The sequence below is a fragment of the Streptomyces sp. NPDC012835 genome, from assembly GCF_042900885.1.
Taxonomy (GTDB): domain Bacteria; phylum Actinomycetota; class Actinomycetes; order Streptomycetales; family Streptomycetaceae; genus Streptomyces.
This window is the reverse complement of the sequence record NZ_JBIBBW010000003.1, coordinates 91,524-108,277: the sequence shown is the minus strand read 5'-3', so window position 1 is coordinate 108,277 and position 16,754 is coordinate 91,524. Positions and strand designations below refer to the sequence as shown.

Annotated in this window: 17 protein-coding genes; 8 read left to right on the top strand and 9 right to left on the bottom strand. The window is 71.7% G+C overall.

The window, feature by feature from the left end; all coding sequences use genetic code 11:
• Positions 1-51: 51 nt before the first annotated feature.
• Entirely contained in the window at positions 52-297 is a 246-nt protein-coding gene (locus ACFY6S_RS13780) for a hypothetical protein (protein ID WP_388815536.1), read from the top strand.
• On the opposite strand, the gene ACFY6S_RS13775 is transcribed toward ACFY6S_RS13780, so the two are convergent.
• The gene (locus ACFY6S_RS13775; protein ID WP_388815535.1) at positions 269-646 is read right to left on the bottom strand and encodes a DUF192 domain-containing protein; all 378 of its coding nucleotides are present in this window, start codon (positions 644-646) and stop codon (positions 269-271) included. The two genes, ACFY6S_RS13780 and ACFY6S_RS13775, sit on opposite strands and share 29 nt — an antisense overlap.
• Before the next feature lie 126 nt (positions 647-772).
• Between ACFY6S_RS13775 and ACFY6S_RS13770 the strand changes: the two genes are divergently transcribed.
• Positions 773-1,711, top strand: coding sequence for a prepilin peptidase (locus ACFY6S_RS13770; protein ID WP_388815533.1), 939 nt, complete (start codon positions 773-775; stop codon positions 1,709-1,711).
• Between the two features lie 52 nt (positions 1,712-1,763).
• On the top strand, positions 1,764-2,579 hold the full coding sequence (locus ACFY6S_RS13765) for a class I SAM-dependent methyltransferase (RefSeq protein ID WP_388815531.1): 816 nt from the start codon (positions 1,764-1,766) through the stop codon (positions 2,577-2,579).
• Between the two features lie 302 nt (positions 2,580-2,881).
• Here the strand turns inward: ACFY6S_RS13765 and mgrA are convergent, their stop codons facing one another.
• Entirely contained in the window at positions 2,882-3,919 is a 1,038-nt protein-coding gene (gene mgrA, locus ACFY6S_RS13760) for an L-glyceraldehyde 3-phosphate reductase (protein WP_388815530.1), read from the bottom strand.
• Between the two features lie 148 nt (positions 3,920-4,067).
• On the opposite strand from mgrA, the gene ACFY6S_RS13755 reads away from it, so the two are divergent.
• From ACFY6S_RS13755 to ACFY6S_RS13740, 4 genes are all read left to right on the top strand, one after another.
• Positions 4,068-4,829, top strand: a complete 762-nt coding sequence (locus ACFY6S_RS13755; RefSeq protein ID WP_388815528.1) for an isoprenyl transferase — start codon at positions 4,068-4,070, stop codon at positions 4,827-4,829.
• Between the two features lie 378 nt (positions 4,830-5,207).
• Positions 5,208-6,542: a PhoH family protein gene (locus ACFY6S_RS13750; protein WP_388815526.1), complete on the top strand. Its 1,335-nt coding sequence runs from the start codon at positions 5,208-5,210 to the stop codon at positions 6,540-6,542.
• Positions 6,543-6,931: 389 nt separating this feature from the next.
• Complete coding sequence (locus tag ACFY6S_RS13745; RefSeq protein ID WP_388815524.1) at positions 6,932-7,654, top strand: transglycosylase SLT domain-containing protein; 723 nt, start codon at positions 6,932-6,934, stop codon at positions 7,652-7,654.
• Positions 7,655-7,827: 173 nt separating this feature from the next.
• Positions 7,828-9,279, top strand: a complete 1,452-nt coding sequence (locus ACFY6S_RS13740) for an AI-2E family transporter (protein ID WP_388815522.1) — start codon at positions 7,828-7,830, stop codon at positions 9,277-9,279.
• Between the two features lie 182 nt (positions 9,280-9,461).
• Here the strand turns inward: ACFY6S_RS13740 and ACFY6S_RS13735 are convergent, their stop codons facing one another.
• Together ACFY6S_RS13735 and ACFY6S_RS13730 are read right to left on the bottom strand one after the other, a co-directional pair.
• Positions 9,462-10,007 carry an alkyl hydroperoxide reductase gene (locus ACFY6S_RS13735; protein WP_388815520.1) on the bottom strand — a complete coding sequence of 182 codons (546 nt, stop codon included), beginning with the start codon at positions 10,005-10,007 and terminating at the stop codon, positions 9,462-9,464.
• A gap of 6 nt (positions 10,008-10,013) precedes the next feature.
• Entirely contained in the window at positions 10,014-10,568 is a 555-nt protein-coding gene (locus ACFY6S_RS13730; RefSeq protein WP_388815518.1) for a peroxiredoxin, read from the bottom strand.
• Positions 10,569-10,730: 162 nt separating this feature from the next.
• Here ACFY6S_RS13730 and ACFY6S_RS13725 point away from each other — a divergent pair, with 162 nt between their 5' ends.
• On the top strand, positions 10,731-11,792 hold the full coding sequence (locus ACFY6S_RS13725; RefSeq protein WP_388815516.1) for a LysR substrate-binding domain-containing protein: 1,062 nt from the start codon (positions 10,731-10,733) through the stop codon (positions 11,790-11,792).
• Here ACFY6S_RS13725 and ACFY6S_RS13720 read toward each other — a convergent pair.
• The 5 genes from ACFY6S_RS13720 to ACFY6S_RS13700 form a co-directional block, all read right to left on the bottom strand.
• On the bottom strand, positions 11,719-14,121 hold the full coding sequence (locus ACFY6S_RS13720; protein WP_388815515.1) for an FtsX-like permease family protein: 2,403 nt from the start codon (positions 14,119-14,121) through the stop codon (positions 11,719-11,721). The two genes, ACFY6S_RS13725 and ACFY6S_RS13720, sit on opposite strands and share 74 nt — an antisense overlap.
• Positions 14,118-14,804, bottom strand: coding sequence for an ABC transporter ATP-binding protein (locus tag ACFY6S_RS13715; protein ID WP_388815513.1), 687 nt, complete (start codon positions 14,802-14,804; stop codon positions 14,118-14,120). The genes ACFY6S_RS13720 and ACFY6S_RS13715 overlap by 4 nt, the downstream gene beginning before the upstream one ends.
• A complete protein-coding gene (locus ACFY6S_RS13710) occupies positions 14,801-15,325 on the bottom strand; it encodes a PadR family transcriptional regulator (protein ID WP_388815511.1) in 525 nt (174 codons plus the stop codon). The genes ACFY6S_RS13715 and ACFY6S_RS13710 overlap by 4 nt, the downstream gene beginning before the upstream one ends.
• Positions 15,326-15,426: 101 nt before the next feature.
• Positions 15,427-15,657, bottom strand: coding sequence for a hypothetical protein (locus ACFY6S_RS13705; protein WP_388815509.1), 231 nt, complete (start codon positions 15,655-15,657; stop codon positions 15,427-15,429).
• A complete protein-coding gene (locus ACFY6S_RS13700) occupies positions 15,654-16,598 on the bottom strand; it encodes an SPFH domain-containing protein (protein ID WP_388815507.1) in 945 nt (314 codons plus the stop codon). Before ACFY6S_RS13700 ends, ACFY6S_RS13705 begins: the two co-directional genes overlap by 4 nt.
• Positions 16,599-16,754 lie beyond the last annotated feature (156 nt).

Below are 16,754 nucleotides of genomic sequence, written 5' to 3'. Positions count from 1 at the left end.
CGGCCGTCGGCCGGCACGAGAGAGCGGGCCGACACGAGAGAGGGAGGACCGTTGGACAGGAACCTGACCAGGATGCACGGCCCGGCGGCGCCGGGACTCGCGCGCCGCGTCCTGCTGGCCGCCGTCGCCACCGCGCTCGCACTGGGGCTCGCCGGCGCCTGCGGCGGGACCGGGGGAGCGGCGGAGGGCGAAGGGGCCCGGGCGGCGCCATCCGCGTCCCGCACCACCGGCGCGTCCTTCGGGCCACCGTCCGCCCTCACCGGCGAACTCAGGTGGCGTCCGGGGCTCTCACCGTGATCCGGGCGCCGCGGCACAGCCCCCAGCGCTCCATCGCGCCCGCCTCGGCCTCCAGCACATGGCGAGCCTTCCACCTCGGCAGCGGAAGCCGGCCCGGCTTGAGGGTGTGCAGGTCGATGACCCTCAACTCCTTGTCCAGATAGGCCACATCGATCGCGAAGCGCATCCGGAAGGTGTGGACGCTGTTGCACGGCGTGATCAGCAGCGCGCCCTCGACGCCGTCCCGCCCGAGCAGCCCGCGCCGCCGCGTTCCGTACGAGGCGGCGATCTCCACAGCCACCGATTCCGCGCCGGAGCCGTCCGGTCCCTCGACTGTCAGCCGTCCGCTGCCGTTGCGCCATGTGCCCATGGCCGTAGACGGTAGCGCCCGCCGGGCTCCCCGTGTCCGCCGCCGGGATCTTCTGGGCCCTGGACGCCGGGAGTTGGGCCCCTGGACCCACGACCGGGCCCGGCGGGCGGCTCTAGGGTCGGTGGTGTGTACGTCACGCTGATCGTCGTCGCCGCCCTCTGGGGTGCGGCCACCGGACTTCTGCTGCCGCGCGCCGCGTACCGGCTCTCGGTCGAGCCCGAGGACCCCTGGCGCGACGGCTGCCCGGCGGGCCACCGGTTCACCGGGCCCGCCCGCGGATGGCTGGGGCTCCCGGTGTGCGCGCGCTGCGCCACCTCGGTGCCCGTCCCCGCCGGTACGGCGCCCGCCCCCGGCGGCACTCCCGGCACCGGCCACGCCGCACCCCCCACCCCCGACGGCAGCCCCGCCGACGTCACCCCGGGCACCCGTACCCCGGACGCCGCCGGCACCCCGGACCCCTCGGCCCCCACTCCGTCCCCCGCCTCCGGCACCCCCGACACACCCCGCTCCGCCGCCGCGCGCTTCGGCGGACTCGTCGCCGTCCCCCTGCTCACCGCCCTCGTCTGCGCGGCCCTCGCCACCGCCACCGGGCCGCGCCCCGAACTCGCCGTCTGGCTGCTGGTCGCACCGTTCGCCGTGCTCCTCGCCCTGGTCGACAGCCGGGTGCACCGCCTCCCCGACCAGCTGACGCTGCCGCTCGCCGCCGCTGCCGCCGTACTGCTCGGCGCGACCGAGCTGATCCCCGGCAGCGCCGGGTCCTGGCCGACGGCGCTGCTCGGCGGGCTCGTACTCGGCTTCACCTATGCCGTCCTGTTCCTGATCAACCCGAACGGCATGGGCTTCGGCGATGTGAAACTCGCGCTCTCGCTCGGAGTCGTACTCGGCTGGTACGGCTGGCTGGTCCTGTTCGCCGGCGCCTTCGCCGGGTTCGTGCTCGGCGCGGTGTACGGCTTCGGGCTGATCCTGCTGCGCCGGGCGAACCGCAAGTCCGCCATTCCCTTCGGGCCCTTCATGATCGTCGGCGCGCTGCTCGCCGTCCTCCTGGGCGCGCTCGCCGCCGTCTGACACCCCCCGAAAATCCTTCGCGGCCCCGCGTACCCCCTGTCACCATCGCCCCATGGATTCCAGCGCAGGGCCCTCGGAGCCCCTACCCCCGCGTCCGGCCCGTACCTTCGACGAGCTGATCGCCGAGGCCGAGGCGGTCCCGGTCGACGGCTGGGACTTCTCCTGGCTGGACGGCCGGGCCACCGAGGAGCGTCCCCCGTGGGGGTACGCCCGGTCGATGGGGGAGCGGATGGCCCGGGCCACCGCGGCCCTGGACCTCCAGACCGGCGGCGGCGAGATGCTCGCCGCCGTCCCGGAGCGGCCCCCGCTCACCGTGGCCACCGAGTCGTGGCCGCCCAACGTCGCCCGCGCCACCGCACTGCTCCACCCGCTGGGGGTGGCGGTCGTCGCGGCGCCGGACGAGCCCGCGCTGCCTTTCGGTGACGCCGCCTTCAACCTGGTGGTCAGCCGCCATCCGGTGACGGCGTGGTGGGAGGAGATCGCCCGGGTCCTGCGCCCGGGCGGCACCTATTTCTCCCAGGAGGTCGGGCCGGCCAGCGTCTTCGAACTGGTCGAGTTCTTCCTCGGCCCGCAGCCCGCCCGGACCCGCCGCGCGCGCGACCCCGAGGAAGCCGCGCGGGCCGCCGCCCGGGCCGGGCTCCGGGTCGTCGATCTGCGGACGGCGGCACTGCGCACCGAGTTCCACGACATCGGGGCCGTCGTCTACTTCCTGCGCAAGGTCATCTGGATGGTGCCCGGCTTCACGGTCGAGCGATACCGCGACCGGTTGGCCGAACTGCACCGCCTTATCGAGACGGACGGGCCCTTCGTGGCCACCACCACACGCTTTCTGATCGAGGCGGTCAAACCGGAGCCACTTCACTCCTGAGTGTTACGACACAGAATGGCAACTACTCGCCATATCGGGGTCCTGAGCCGTGAAAAGCCCGCTCTTGCTGGGCTTATCCGATTCGCCGAGGTGCGCGCCGAGCCGCGAAACACCGTCCTGGCGCGTTGCGGCCCCCATCGGCGCTCACAAAGGGTTATGGTGGAAACCCCCCCTCGGGCCGGTCCGTATCCCCCCCCACGGACCGGCCCGTTTTTTGTCCGGCACCCGGCACCCCGCTACCGGCTCTCGGCTCCCGGCCCGCGCGCCCTGGTCACCGAACCGTCCACCGGCGCCGGCCGCCGTCAGTTCCGGTCGGCCCAGATGTTCGTGCCCTTCGTGTCCACCGCGAAAGTGTCGATCTCCGCCAGCTCCTCCGCCGAGAGGGCCGGCCCGGCCAGGGCCGCGATGTTCTGCTCCAGCTGCGTCACGCTGGACGCGCCGATCAGCGCCGAGGTCATCCGGGGATCGCGCAGCACCCACGACAGCGCCAGCTGCGCCAGCGACTGCCCGCGCCGCCCCGCGATGTCGTTCAGCCCGCGCAGCCGCCGCACCACCTCGTCCGAGAGCAGGCCCGGGTCGAGGGACTTGCCCTGCGCGGCCCGGGACCCCTCGGGGATGCCCGACAGGTACTTGTCCGTCAGCAGCCCCTGGGCGAGCGGCGCGAAGGAGATACAGCCCATGCCGGCCGTCTCCAGGGTGTCCAGCAGCCCGTCGTCCTCGGTCCAGCGGTTGAGCATCGAGTACGACGGCTGATGGATGAGCGCCGGGACCCCCATCTGCCGCAGCAGCCTCGCCGCCTCGGCGGTCTGCTCCGCGTTGTACGAGGACACCCCGGCGTACAGCGCCTTGCCGCTCCGCACGGCGGAGGCCAGCGCCCCCATCGTCTCCTCCAGCGGAGTGTGGGGGTCGAAGCGGTGCGAGTAGAAGATGTCGACGTAATCGAGCCCCATCCGCTTCAGGGACGCGTCCAGGGACGACAGCAGATACTTGCGGGAGCCCCATTCGCCGTAAGGGCCGGAATGCATCAAATAACCGGCCTTGGTCGAAATGATGAGTTCATCACGGTAGGCCGGGAAGTCCTGCGCGAAGACCTTGCCGAAATTCAGCTCGGCCGATCCGGGCGGCGGCCCGTAGTTGTTCGCCAGGTCGAAGTGCGTCACCCCGAGATCGAAGGCGCGGCGCAGGATCGCGCGCTGCGAAGCCAGACTCCGGTCGTCACCGAAGTTGTGCCAGAGGCCCAGGGAGATCGCGGGCAGTTTCAGGCCACTGCGGCCGGTGCGGCGGTACTCCATGGAGTCGTACCGGTCATCGGCCGCGAGGTAGGAGGGGGAATTGCTCATGCTTCCCTCCTTATCACGGACTTGTGACGGACCGGGTTGGGTGGCAGCGGCGGGCGCGCAGTAATGTGACGGCTTCGGGGTCCCCGGGCCGGCCCCAGGATCCCGTCAGCGGACGCGCCGGTCCCCATGGAATCGAGAGGTGGACTCAGTGAACTTGCGCGACCTGGTGTATGGGCTCTACGCACGCCGGGTGGAACGGCGTCTCGACCTCGCTCAGGCGCCCAAGCACATCGGGGTCATCCTCGACGGCAACCGCCGCTGGGCGCGGGCCTCGGGCGGTACGGCCGAGCAGGGACACAAGGCGGGCGCCAGCAAGATCCAGGAACTGCTGGGCTGGTGCTCCGAGACCAATGTCGAGGTCGTCACCCTCTGGATGCTCTCCACGGACAATCTGGACCGTCCCGAGAACGAGCTGGCGCCCCTCGTCTCCATCATCGAGAACGCGGTCCGCGATCTGGCCGCCGACGGCCGCTGGCGGGTGCACCACGTCGGCACGCTCGACCTGCTGCCCGCCCGGACCCAGACCGTGCTGAAGGAGGCCGAACAGGCCACCGCCGACAACAAGGGGATACTCGTCAACGTCGCCGTGGGATACGGCGGCCGTCAGGAGATCGCCGACGCCGTCAGCTCCCTGCTGATGGAGCACGCGAGCAAGGGGACCTCCTTCGAGGACCTCGCCGGCATCGTCGACGTCGACCTGATCTCCTCCCATCTCTACACCCGCGGCCAGCCCGACCCGGATCTGGTCATCAGGACCAGCGGAGAGCAGCGGCTCTCCGGATTCATGCTCTGGCAGAGCGCCCATTCGGAGTACTACTTCTGCGAAGTCTTCTGGCCGGCTTTCCGCAAGGTCGACTTCCTGCGCGCCCTGCGCGACTACGCCGCGCGCCACCGCCGCTACGGAAGCTGACCTCGGCGTTCTCCCCTCGGACCGGCTCCGCCCCGCCTCACCGGGGCCACCTGGCGTACCGGTCGGGACGGCCCCGCGGCGCGGCCCCTTCACCCTCGGTTCACCCACCGTCCGCCGTACGACCTGGCATGGCGGCGCGTGTTCGAGGGAATACCTCCTCCAGGTCGATGTCCGAAAAGAACAGTCGGAGGACATCGCATCTCAGCGGGCGGCATGGGGCCGTCCGCCCGGGAGGCCCTTTGCACCAGGACGACCGTGCGTCAAGTCGTACGGGCGACGTGGAGGGCCGGAGCGCCGGCCCGCGCATGGGGCCGGAGCCCGGCCATCCGCCCGCGACGCCGTCGCACCCCGACCTCATCCGAGGGGGTACGTCCTTCCGTGGTGACCAGCACAAAGCGCCGCATGCCCGACAGGCGCACCTATGTTCTCGACACCAGCGTCCTGCTGGCCGATCCGAACGCCATGTCCCGCTTCGACGAGCACGAAGTGGTGCTCCCGATCGTGGTGATCACGGAGTTGGAGGCCAAGAGGCACCATCCGGAGCTCGGCTACTTCGCCCGGCAGGCCCTGCGCCTGCTCGACGACTTCCGTGTCCGGTTCGGCCGTCTCGACGCCCCCATCCCCCTGGGCGACCTGGGAGGCACGCTGCGCGTCGAGCTCAACCACTCTGATCCCGGCATCCTGCCCGCCGGCTTCCGATTGGGGGACAACGACTCACGGATTCTCGCCGTCGCGCGCAATCTCCAGGCCGAGGGGTACGACGTCACGGTCGTCTCCAAGGACCTGCCGCTGCGTATCAAGGCGTCGTCGGTCGGCCTCCTCGCCGAGGAGTACCGCGCCGAACTCGCCATCACCGATGCCACCAGCTCCTCCGGCTGGACGGGCATGAGCGAGCTGACGCTCGCCGCCGATCAGGTCGACCTTCTCTTCACCGAGGAGTCGATCCATGTGCCCGAGGCGGCCGAGCTGCCCGTGCACACCGGTCTGGTGCTCCAGTCCGAGCGCGGCAAGGCGCTCGGCCGGGTCACCCCGGAGGGCAATGTGCGGATCGTCCGCGGCGACCGTGAGGCGTTCGGGATCCACGGACGCAGCGCCGAGCAGCGCATCGCCCTCGATCTCCTCCTCGACCCGGACATCGGCATCGTCTCCATGGGCGGCCGGGCGGGCACCGGGAAGTCGGCGCTGGCGCTCTGCGCGGGTCTGGAAGCCGTCCTGGAGCGCAGACAGCATCAGAAGGTCATGGTCTTCCGGCCGTTGTACGCGGTCGGCGGGCAGGAGCTGGGCTATCTCCCCGGTACCGAGGCTGAGAAGATGAGCCCCTGGGCGCAGGCCGTCTTCGACACGCTCTCCGCGGTCGCGGGCCGTGACGTGATCGAGGAGGTGCTGGGGCGCGGCATGCTCGAAGTGCTGCCGCTCACGCACATCCGCGGCCGCTCGCTGCACGACGCGTTCGTGATCGTGGACGAGGCCCAGTCCCTGGAGCGGAACGTTCTGCTGACCGTTCTCTCCCGGATCGGCGCCAACTCCCGTGTGGTGCTCACCCATGACGTGGCGCAGCGGGACAACTTGCGGGTGGGCCGGTACGACGGGATCGTCGCCGTCGTCGAGAAGCTCAAGGGCCATCCGCTGTTCGCGCATGTCACGCTGACCCGTTCGGAGCGCTCGCAGATCGCCGCGCTCGTGACCGAAATGCTGGAGGACGGCCAGATCTGACCGCGTATCACCCCAGATGGCGCCGTCCGGCGCGAGCGCAGTAGCTTAGCCGGACGGCGCCGTGCTGCGCGGGTATTTCCAGCGAACCGTTGCGGCAAACGGGGTGTGAGCTTTCCCACGCAAGGAAGAATTGCCTACCGGCGTGACCTTCCGGCAGAGTCTTGCTTCCGTCAGGCCCCGCATGCGGCACACGCGCACCTCCAGAGGTGCGGCACCACACAACTCAACAGCCGCCGCCGTATGCCGCCCGTGCACCACGCGGCTCTCCCCGTCAGGGGATTGCCCACCGGGCCCGTGTCTCCCCGTGACCAAGTAGTGCGGAGGCCAGTGCCAGGGGCACGATCGCGCCCGTGAGGTCACGAGGGCGGGCGATGCTGGAAGGACACCGTGTGAGCCGGATCTCGGTCCGGGGATTTGCTGTGGCATCTGCCACTGCGGTCACCACCGTCGGCGCTGTCGTGGGAGTTGCCTCGGGCGACCCCCAGACGACCTCGAGCGACAATTTCGAGGCGACCGCAGCCGACATGACGCTCCTCGCAGACATCCCCGCGGGCCAGCAGGCCCAGGTGCAGACCGCGTCGCTGACGCAGCAGGCGGACGCCCAGGCCGCCGCTGCCGACTCCTCCGCGCGGAAGTCGGCCGAGGAATCGGCTCGTATCCAGGCCGCCAAGGACGCCACGGCGAAGAAGCAGGCCGCCGAGGACGAGGTCCAGCGCAAGGCCGACGAGGAGAAGAAGAAGAAGGAAGCGGAGGAGCGCGCGAGCCGCAGCGAGGTGCGGACCACCGCGAGCGCCGGTTCCTTCCCCGTCCAGGGCTCGTACACGGTGGCCGAGGTCCAGGCCATGGCCCGGCAGATCGTGCCGGCCGACCAGTTCCAGTGCTTCAGCAACATCGTCAACCACGAGTCGACGTGGAACTACCGGGCGCAGAACGCGTCCTCCGGCGCGTACGGCCTCGTCCAGGCGCTGCCCGGGTCGAAGATGGCCTCGGCGGGCGCCGACTGGCAGACCAACCCGGCCACCCAGATCAAGTGGGGCCTCGGCTACATGAACGACCGATACCAGAGCCCCTGCGGTGCCTGGTCGTTCTGGCAGGCCAACCACTGGTACTAGGACGTATCCGTCCGACCCGAGATCCGGCCGCGGGCCGTGCCTCCCACCCGGAGGCACGGCCCGCTGCCGTGTCCGGCGCCGGTCCCTCCCGCGAGCCGCCCGTGTACGGTTCGATGCGAACCACTCCGGGGGGAGGGTGAGTGGGGAGACCGGCGGGGGGAAGAGGAAGATTCATGTCGAGAGTGCCATCGTGGCTCGGTCAAGTGGGCGCGGAACTCACCCGTATGGGGGAGCGCCTGGAACAGCGCCGCGCCGAAGCCGAAGCCGAGGACGGCCCCACCGGGGGCGCCGCGCGGGACAGTGTTCCGCCGCCCCCCGCCTACGCCCCCGCCGTGGCACCCAAACCGGACCCGGCCGCCGCCATCCCCTGGGGCATGCGGGTCGCGGGGGAGGCGGCCTGGCGGCTGCTCGTCCTCGCGGGCATGCTCTGGGTGCTGATGCGCGTCATCGGCGCCGTACAGCTGGTCGTGCTGGCGTTCGTCCTCGGGCTGCTCATCACGGCGCTGCTCCAGCCGACCGTCGCGTGGCTCAAGCGGTACGGCGTGCCGCGCGGGCTCGCCACCGCCCTCACCGCCATCGCCGGCTTCGTCGTCATGGGGCTGGTCGGCTGGTTCGTGGTGTGGCAGGTCATGGAGAACATCGACGATGTCTCCAGCCGGGTCACCCAGGGCATCAACGAGCTGAAGGCGTGGCTGCTCAACAGCCCGTTCCATGTCACCGAGGCGCAGATCAACGACATCGCCAAGACACTCAGCGACGCCGTCGGCTCCAACACCGAGAAGATCACTTCCGCCGGGCTCCAGGGTCTGACGGTGATGATCGAGGTGCTGACCGGCATGTTCCTGGCGATGTTCTCGACGCTCTTCCTGCTGTACGACGGCAGCAAGATCTGGCGCTGGTCGCTCAAGCTCGTCCCGGCCCAGGCCCGCGAGGGCGTCGCCGGGGCCGGGCCGCGTGCCTGGCACACGCTCACCGCCTATGTGCGCGGGACCGTGCTGGTGGCGCTGATCGACGCGGTGTTCATCGGTCTGGGGCTCTATCTGCTCGATGTCCCGCTGGCCGTGCCGCTCGCCGTCTTCATCTTCCTCGGTGCCTTCGTCCCGCTGGTCGGCGCGCTGGTCTCCGGCGCGCTGGCCGTCGTCGTGGCGCTGGTCACCCAGGACGTGTTCACCGCGCTGATGGTGCTGCTGGTCGTGCTCGGGGTGCAGCAGATCGAGGGACACGTGCTCCAGCCCTTCATCCTGGGCCGTGCCGTACGGGTGCACCCGCTGGCCGTGGTCCTCGCCGTCGCGACCGGGAGCCTGGTGGCGGGGATCGCGGGCGCCGTGGTGGCGGTGCCGCTGGTGGCGGTCACCAACACCGTCGTCGGCTATCTGCGCGCGTACAGCCAGGAACAGAACCTGCGGGACTCGCCCCCGCCGCACGGCGCGACGGCGCACGGTACGGCGCCGACGCCGCCGCCCGACCCGGAGCCCGCCGCCGCGCCGGTCGCCGCTCCCGCCGCTGCCGGTGCCTCTCCGGCACCTGAGCCCGACCCGGCGCCGGTGCCCGCGCCCGCTCCCGAGGCGCCTCCCGCGCCGTCCGTGCGGCCCGCCACGGCCGAGGGCGGGGACGGCGCGGTGTGATCACCGCGCCGGATCCGATCGCGGACAGGAACGGACAGGAGCGAACGGGAGCGGGCAGGAGCGGACAGGACATGAGGAAGCCGACAGCCGCCGGGCGGGAGTGACGGCGGGTACGGCAGAGGCCCCGGGGCCGCGGTGTTCGCACACCGTGGCCCCGGGGCCTGCCTCTCGTACCGGCCGTGCTAGGCGGAGACGCCCTCGGACAGGACCGCTTCGGCGTCCAGCGTCGTGCCGACCGCCGTGATCACCGCGGCGATCTTGAAGGCTTCCTGGATCGTCTCGCGGTCCACTCCGGCCCCGCGCAGCACCTGCTCGTGCGAGTCCAGGCACTGGCCGCAGCCGTTGACGGCGGAGACGGCGAGCGACCACAGCTCGAAGTCGACCTTCTCCACGCCCGGCTTGCCGATGACGTTCATCCGCAGACCGGCGCGGAGCGTCCCGTACTCGGGGTCCGACAGCAGATGCCGGGTCCGGTAGAAGACGTTGTTCATGGCCATGATCGCGGCGGCCGACTTGGCGGCCGTGTACGCCTCGGGCTCCAGGTTCTCCCTGGCCTCCGGCTCCAGCTCGCGCAGCACCCGCGGCGAGCGGGAGGCGATCGCGCAGGCCAGCACCGTGCCCCAGAGCTGCTGCTTGGGCAGCTCGCTGTTGCCGATGACCGAGCCGAGGTTCAGCCGCAGGTCCTTGGCGTAGTCCGGCAGCGCGGACTTCAGCTCATCGAGTGACATGGGATATCACTCGCCCGACAGGAGCTTGACGGGGTCGAGGGTGGTCTCGCCCTTGGTCCAGTTGCACGGGCACAGCTCGTCCGTCTGGAGAGCGTCCAGCACCCGCAGGACCTCCTTGGGGTTACGGCCCACGGAACCGGCGGTCACCATCGTGAACTGGATCTCGTTGTTGGGGTCGACGATGAAGACGGCGCGCTGGGCGAAGCCGTCGTCGCCCTCGATGCCGAGGTCGCGCATCAGCTCGTGCTTCGAGTCGGCGAGCATCGGGAACGGCAGGTCGGTCAGGTCCGGGTGGTCCTTGCGCCAGGCGTGGTGCACGAACTCGGAGTCACCGGAGAAGCCGAGGATCTGGGCGTCGCGGTCGGCGAAGTCGTCGTTGAGCCGGCCGAAGGCCGCGATCTCCGTCGGGCACACGAAGGTGAAGTCCTTGGGCCAGGCGAAGATGACCTTCCACTTGCCCTCGTAGGTCTTGTGGTCGATCTGCGAGAACTCCTTGCCGCTCTCCAGGGAGACACAGGCGGTCAGATCGAACGAGGGGAACTTGTCACCAACGGTGAGCACGCGCGCTCCTTGTGAGGGGAGGGAAGTCCCTTTTAAGGTCTTCCGGGGGGTTGGACAGGTTACTGATGGTGGCACAGAGAGCATTGATCATAGAAATAGCTAGACTCGGGTGCCGTGATCGGAGGTACCTATCAGTGAGGGTGACGCAGTGGTGGCAGGACGATGGTCGTAAAGCAGGGGCACACCGGCCGCCCCCCGGCGCAGGCCCTCCCGCGCGCCAAGCAGCCGAGCCTCTCCCAGCTGCGCGCCTTCGCCGCCGTCGCCGAACACCTGCACTTCCGGGACGCGGCCGCCGCGATCGGGATGAGCCAGCCCGCGCTCTCCGGGGCGCTCTCCGCGCTGGAGGAGGTGCTCGGCGTGCAGCTCGTGGAGCGTACGACACGCAGGGTGCTGCTCTCCCCGGCCGGTGAGCGGCTCGCGGCGCGGGCGCAGGCGGTGCTCCACGCGGTGGGGGCGCTGCTGGACGAGGCCGAGGCGGTACGGGCGCCCTTCACCGGGGTGCTCAGGCTCGGCGTGATCCCGACCGTGGCGCCGTATCTGCTGCCCTCGGTGCTGCGGCTGGTGCAGGAGCGCTATCCGGCGCTCGATCTCCAGGTGCACGAGGAACAGACGTCGTCCCTGCTGGAGGGGTTGACGGCCGGGCGGCTGGACCTGCTGCTGCTCGCCGTGCCGCTCGGACAGCCCGCCGTCACCGAACTGCCCCTGTTCGAAGAGGACTTCGTCCTGGTCGCCCCTGACGGCCATGAGTTCGGCGGGCGCCGCGACCTGCCGCGCGCCGCGTTGCGCGAGCTGCCGCTGCTGCTGCTCGACGAAGGACACTGCCTGCGCGACCAGGCACTCGACATCTGCCGGGAGGCGGGCCGCGCCGACGGGGCGCCCGTGACCACCACGGCCGCGGGCCTGTCCACCCTCGTCCAGCTGGTCGCGGGCGGCCTCGGCGTCACGCTGCTGCCGCGTACGGCGGTACGGGTCGAGACCGGCCGCGCCGACCGGCTCGCGACGGGGTACTTCGCCGACCCCGCGCCCGCACGCCGGATCGCGCTGGCGATGCGGACGGGCGCGGCGCGGGCCGCCGAGTTCGAGGAGTTCGCCGCCGCCCTGCGCGAGGCGCTGCGGGAGCTTCCGGTCCGGGTGGCGACGCCACCGGGTGTCACTCCGAGCGCAGCCCGTCGGGCCGCATCATCCGCCACAGCGGCGGCAGGGAGACCAGCGTCACCAGCGTGATCACCGCCACGCCGGCGCCCGCGAAAGGCAGGAAGACCCATCCGTCGGCGAGCGGTTTGCCGAGCATGCCGAGGACGACGCTCCCGAGCGTCAGCCCGCCGGCGATCGCCAGCGCCGTACCGAGCGCCACCGGCACCGCGGTCTGCCACAGCACCGACCAGGCGAGCGTCGACCGGCGTGTGCCGAAGGCGACCAGCACCGACAGCAGCCTTCTGCGCTCGCGCAGTTGCTCGATCTGGGAGACGAGCAGGCTCGCGGCGATCAGCGCCATCGTGGCGGTGCCGCCGGCCAGCAGGCCGGTCTGGATGCTGGCGTACTGCTTGTCGCGGTCCACGGCCTTGACCGTGGCCACCCGTATGGCCGGATCGATACGGGCCACGGTGTTGCGTACGTACTCCTCGGCGTCCGGGACCCCGGGGTCGACCCGCAGCGCCGCGGTCGTGCTGCCCAGGGCCAGCCGGCTCGGGTCGAGGGCGCCGGGCGTGGCGAGGATGCCGTGGGTCTCGCGGCCGAGCCCGTCCTTCCTGGCCACCACCGTCGGGGTCGCCGCTGGCAGCGTCCACAGCTCCGGCTTCGAGCCGTCGTCCCCGGAGGAGGCGTTGAGGTCGACGGGCTTGCCCGGCCGGGCCGTCCGGTCCATCCAGTCGTTCTGCTCCTTGTCGTGCGGGAGGTGCGAGACGAAGGTGTCGCCGTCCGCGCAGGACGGCAGCCGGGCGAGTTCGCGCAGGGTGGCGCAGTCGCCGACGGTCACGCCGGTGGTGGGCTGGATGTCCCCGCGCACCGGGCCCGGCCGGACGACATAGCCCTCGGCCGTGACGATGACCCTGGCGACCCCCTCGGTGGCGCGGAGGCCATCGGCCATCCGCCGGGTCAGTTCCGCGCTGCCGACGTCCGCGATGACGGAGATGTCGGCCCGTGCCGGGTCCTGGCCGGTGGGCCGGACGAACTCCTCGTGCATCCCGCCGAACACCATCTGGAGGGCGATGGCCCCGGCGACGGCCACGGTGATCCCGCTGACCGCCCGCGCCGCCGAGCCGCTGCCCAGCTGGAGCCGGCGCACGGCGAGCTGCCAGGGCACCGGACCACCGCGCAGTCCGCGGACGACGGACTCGACCAGCCAGGGCAGCAGGGTGGCCAGCCCCACCAGCACCAGGGTCGCGCCGAGCGCGAGGGGGTACGGGTCGATCCCGTAACGCCGGTCGTGGGTCGACCCGATCAGGTACAGCAGTCCCACTCCGGCGGCCGGCATCAGCAGCCGCCACCACAGCCTGCGCCCCCGGGCGGCGGAGCCCCGTGCCACCCCGAGCGGTTCGATCGTCACCGAGCGCAGCGCGATCAGCGTCACCGCCACGGCGGCCACCGGTACGGCGACCACGACCAGCCCGGCCAGCGCGGCGCCCGGCACCAGATCGGCGGCGAAGGCGCTGACGCCCCACAGCCGCACCCCGCCCGCCAGCGGACGGGCGGCCAGGAACAGCCCGAGCCCGACCAGCAGCCCGAGCCCCGCGCCGAACAGCGCCTCCCCCGCGGCGATCCGCCGCGTCATCCGGATGTCCGCGCCCACCAGCCGCAGCGCGGCCAGCCCGCGGTCCCTGCTCTCGCCGCCGAAGCGGACGGCGGTGGCGATGAAGATCGCCACCGGGACCAGCAGCACCACACAGACCATGACGATCAGCGGCACCAGCAGCGGGTCCGTCGGCTCCTGCACGGAGAGGAATCCGAAGCCGTCGGTGCGCTGTGCTCCGCCGCCCTCGGTGAGGGTGTCGCTGCCCGCGTAGTAGTACAGCTCGCCGGGGTCCAGCAGTCCTTCGGCGCCGATGGTGCCGGTGACCCGCCGGTCCAGCCGCTCCTGGAGGAGGGCGCCCTCGGGGGAGTCCAGCAGGTCGCGCAGGGCGGGGGAGACCACGATCTCGCCCGGTCCCGGCAGCCGCGCGACTCCGGGCGGCAGCGAGGGACGCGAGCCGTCCGGGCGCAGCAGCCGGCCGTTGACGGTGTCGCCCCGGTACTCGGTCGACGCGTCGGCCACGAGGAGTGTGGTGTCCGAGCGCTCCGCCTTCGTGCCGGGGGCGTCCACGGCGGAGACCCGCGCGTCCGCGCGCCGGGCGCGCTCCTCGATCAGATGCGGTACGGACGAGGCGATGAAGAGGAGGGCGACGCCCAGTCCGACGCCCAGGGCGACCAGCGCGGTGCGGGTCCATCCCTCCCGGCCGCCGGTGACGGCGAACCGTACCCCGAGCCCCAGCTCGCGCCACCAGGCGCGCGGCCCGCCGCCGACGGGCGGGCCCGCCGGGGGCGCGAGGGGGGCGGCGGGGTCGACGGGCGGTTTCATATCGCGTACTCCCGGTCGCGGAGCTTCCCGTCGCGTACGACGACTTCGCGGTCGGAGTAGGCGGCGACCCGCACCTCGTGGGTGACCAGGACGACCGCGGCGTGGGTGGATCTCGCCGCCTCGGCCAGCAGCTCCATCACCCGCTCGCCGTTGAGGGAGTCGAGCGCGCCGGTGGGTTCGTCCGCGAAGATCACGCGGGGGGAGGTGGCGAGGGCGCGGGCGACCGCGACGCGCTGGCCCTGGCCGCCGGAGACGTCGCCGGGCCGCTTGGCGGCCAGGGTGTCGACCTCCAGGCGCTCCAGCCACTCCAGCGCGGTGCGCTCGGCCGCCCGGCGCCTCACACCGGCCAGGCGCAGCGGCAGCGCCACGTTCTCCACGCACGTCAACTCCGGTACGAGGCGGCCGAACTGGAAGACGAAGCCGAACTCCGTACGGCGCAGGGCGGAGCGATCGGCGTCGGACAGGGCGGTCAGTTCGCGGCCCCGGTAGGTGACGGTGCCGGAGTCGGGGCGGACGATCCCGGCCAGGCAGTGCAGCAGGGTCGACTTGCCGGAGCCCGAGGGGCCCATGACGGCGACGACCTCGCCGGGATGGATGGAGAACGTCGCGCCGTCGAGCGCGGGGGTGGGCCCGTACGCCTTGCGCAGGCCGTCCGCCACGAGCAGGGAGCCGTCGGGCGTCATCGGCGTACCTCCGCCGCGAGCCGCTCCAGCCGGGCGGCGGTCAGCTCCAGCCAGCGCAGATCCGCCTCCAGGTGGAACAGCGCGTGGTCGCAGATCAGCCGGTCGGCGAGGTCGCCGACGCGCTTGCGCGCGGTCAGGTCGCGCATGGCCCGCAGATGCTCGGCCCGCTGGATGTCCAGCAGTTCGGCGGCGCCGCGGCCGGTGAGCAGGGCGATGACGACCTTGGTGTAGAGGGTCGACTGGAGGTACGGGTCCGGGTTCTCCGGCTGCGCGAGCCACTGCTCGACGTCGGTGATCCCGGCGTCGGTGATCGCGTACCGCTTGCGCTCGGGACCGCCGTCGGACTCGACGCCGTCGACGACGACGAGGCCGTTCTTCAGCAGCCGGGACATGGTCGAGTAGACCTGCCCGTAGTGGAGGGGGCGGTCGTGGCCGAACTGGACGTCGAAGGCGCGCTTCAGGTCGTAGCCGTGGCGCGGTCCCGACTCCAGGAGCCCGAGGAGGGTGTGACCGATTGACATACCGGGCACCCTACACGCCGTCTATACACTCGATGTATAGAAGAGGGTGGGGCCCATGGCCGCCGGCCCGGCGGCCGTCCCGGACCCTCCGCGCCGGCCGCTCAGGGCTGCTCGCGGTCCCGCTCCCCGCCGCCGGGGGCGTTCTTCGGCGGCCGGCCCCGGCGCGGGATCGGCGCTGCGTTCGACGGCAGCCGGCCCGCCTCCGCCAGGGCCCGGCGGAGCACGAACTCGATCTGCGCGTTGGCGCTGCGCAGTTCGTCCGAGGCCCAGCGGGCCAGCGCGTCGTACACCGTCGGATCCAGGCGCAGGAGGACCTGCTTGCGTTCGCTCACTGGTAAAGCGTGCCAGTGTTCACGACCGGCTGGGCCGCCCGGTCCCCGCAGAGCACGACCAGCAGATTGCTGACCATCGCCGCCTTGCGCTCGGAGTCCAGCTCGACGATGTCCTCCTCGGTCAGCCGGGTCAGCGCGGCCTCGACCATCCCGACGGCGCCGTCCACGATCTGCCGGCGGGCCGCGACGACGGCGCCCGCCTGCTGGCGCTGGAGCATCGCCGAGGCGATCTCCGGGGCGTACGCGAGGTGCGTGAAGCGGGACTCGATGATGTGGACCCCGGCCGCCTCGACCCGGGCGCGCAGTTCGACCGCCAGCTTCTCGGTGATCTCCTCGGCGTTGCCGCGCAGCGAGAGGCCGCCCTCGTCATGGGCGTCGTACGGGTACTCGATGGCGATGTGGCGCACGGCGGCCTCGGTCTGGGTGGAGACGAACTCCAGGAAGTCGTCCACCTCGAACAGGGCCTGCGCGGTGTCCTCGACCCTCCAGACCACGACCGCCGCCAGCTCGATCGGGTTCCCGTAGGCGTCGTTGACCTTGAGGACCGGCGTCTCGTGGTTGCGCACCCGGGTCGAGATCTTGGCGCGGGAGGTGAGCGGGTTGACCCAGCGCAGCCCGTCGGTGCGGATCGTGCCGCGGTAGCGGCCGAACAGCTGGACGACCCGCGCCTCGCCCGGTGCCACCGTGTTCAGCCCGCACATCGCGAAGAAGGCGACGATCCCGATCAGCACGCCGAGCGTGATCAGAATCCCCTTCGGCGCTGCGGAGCTCATCGTGGAGCCCGCCGCGATCAGCCCCGCCGCCCCGGCGAGCCCCGCCAGCCCGAGCAGCAGGGCCAGTCCGCCGCCGACGCTGTGGGCGGAGACCTCGCGCACACGCGGCGCGGGCATCTCGGGTGCCTCGTCGGCCCTCACGGCTGTGGACGTGCTGGTGGAAGTCATCTGCGTACCCCGTTTCCTCGCCTGTACCGCCCTTCGGCGGTAGCTAGCATTGTGATTACACATTAACGCACTCCGCAACCCTCCCGGCCTGCCGTGAGTCGGTTCCGGTGTGATGGGTGCTGATTGTCACGTCCTAAAAGATCGGATCGGTCGCCC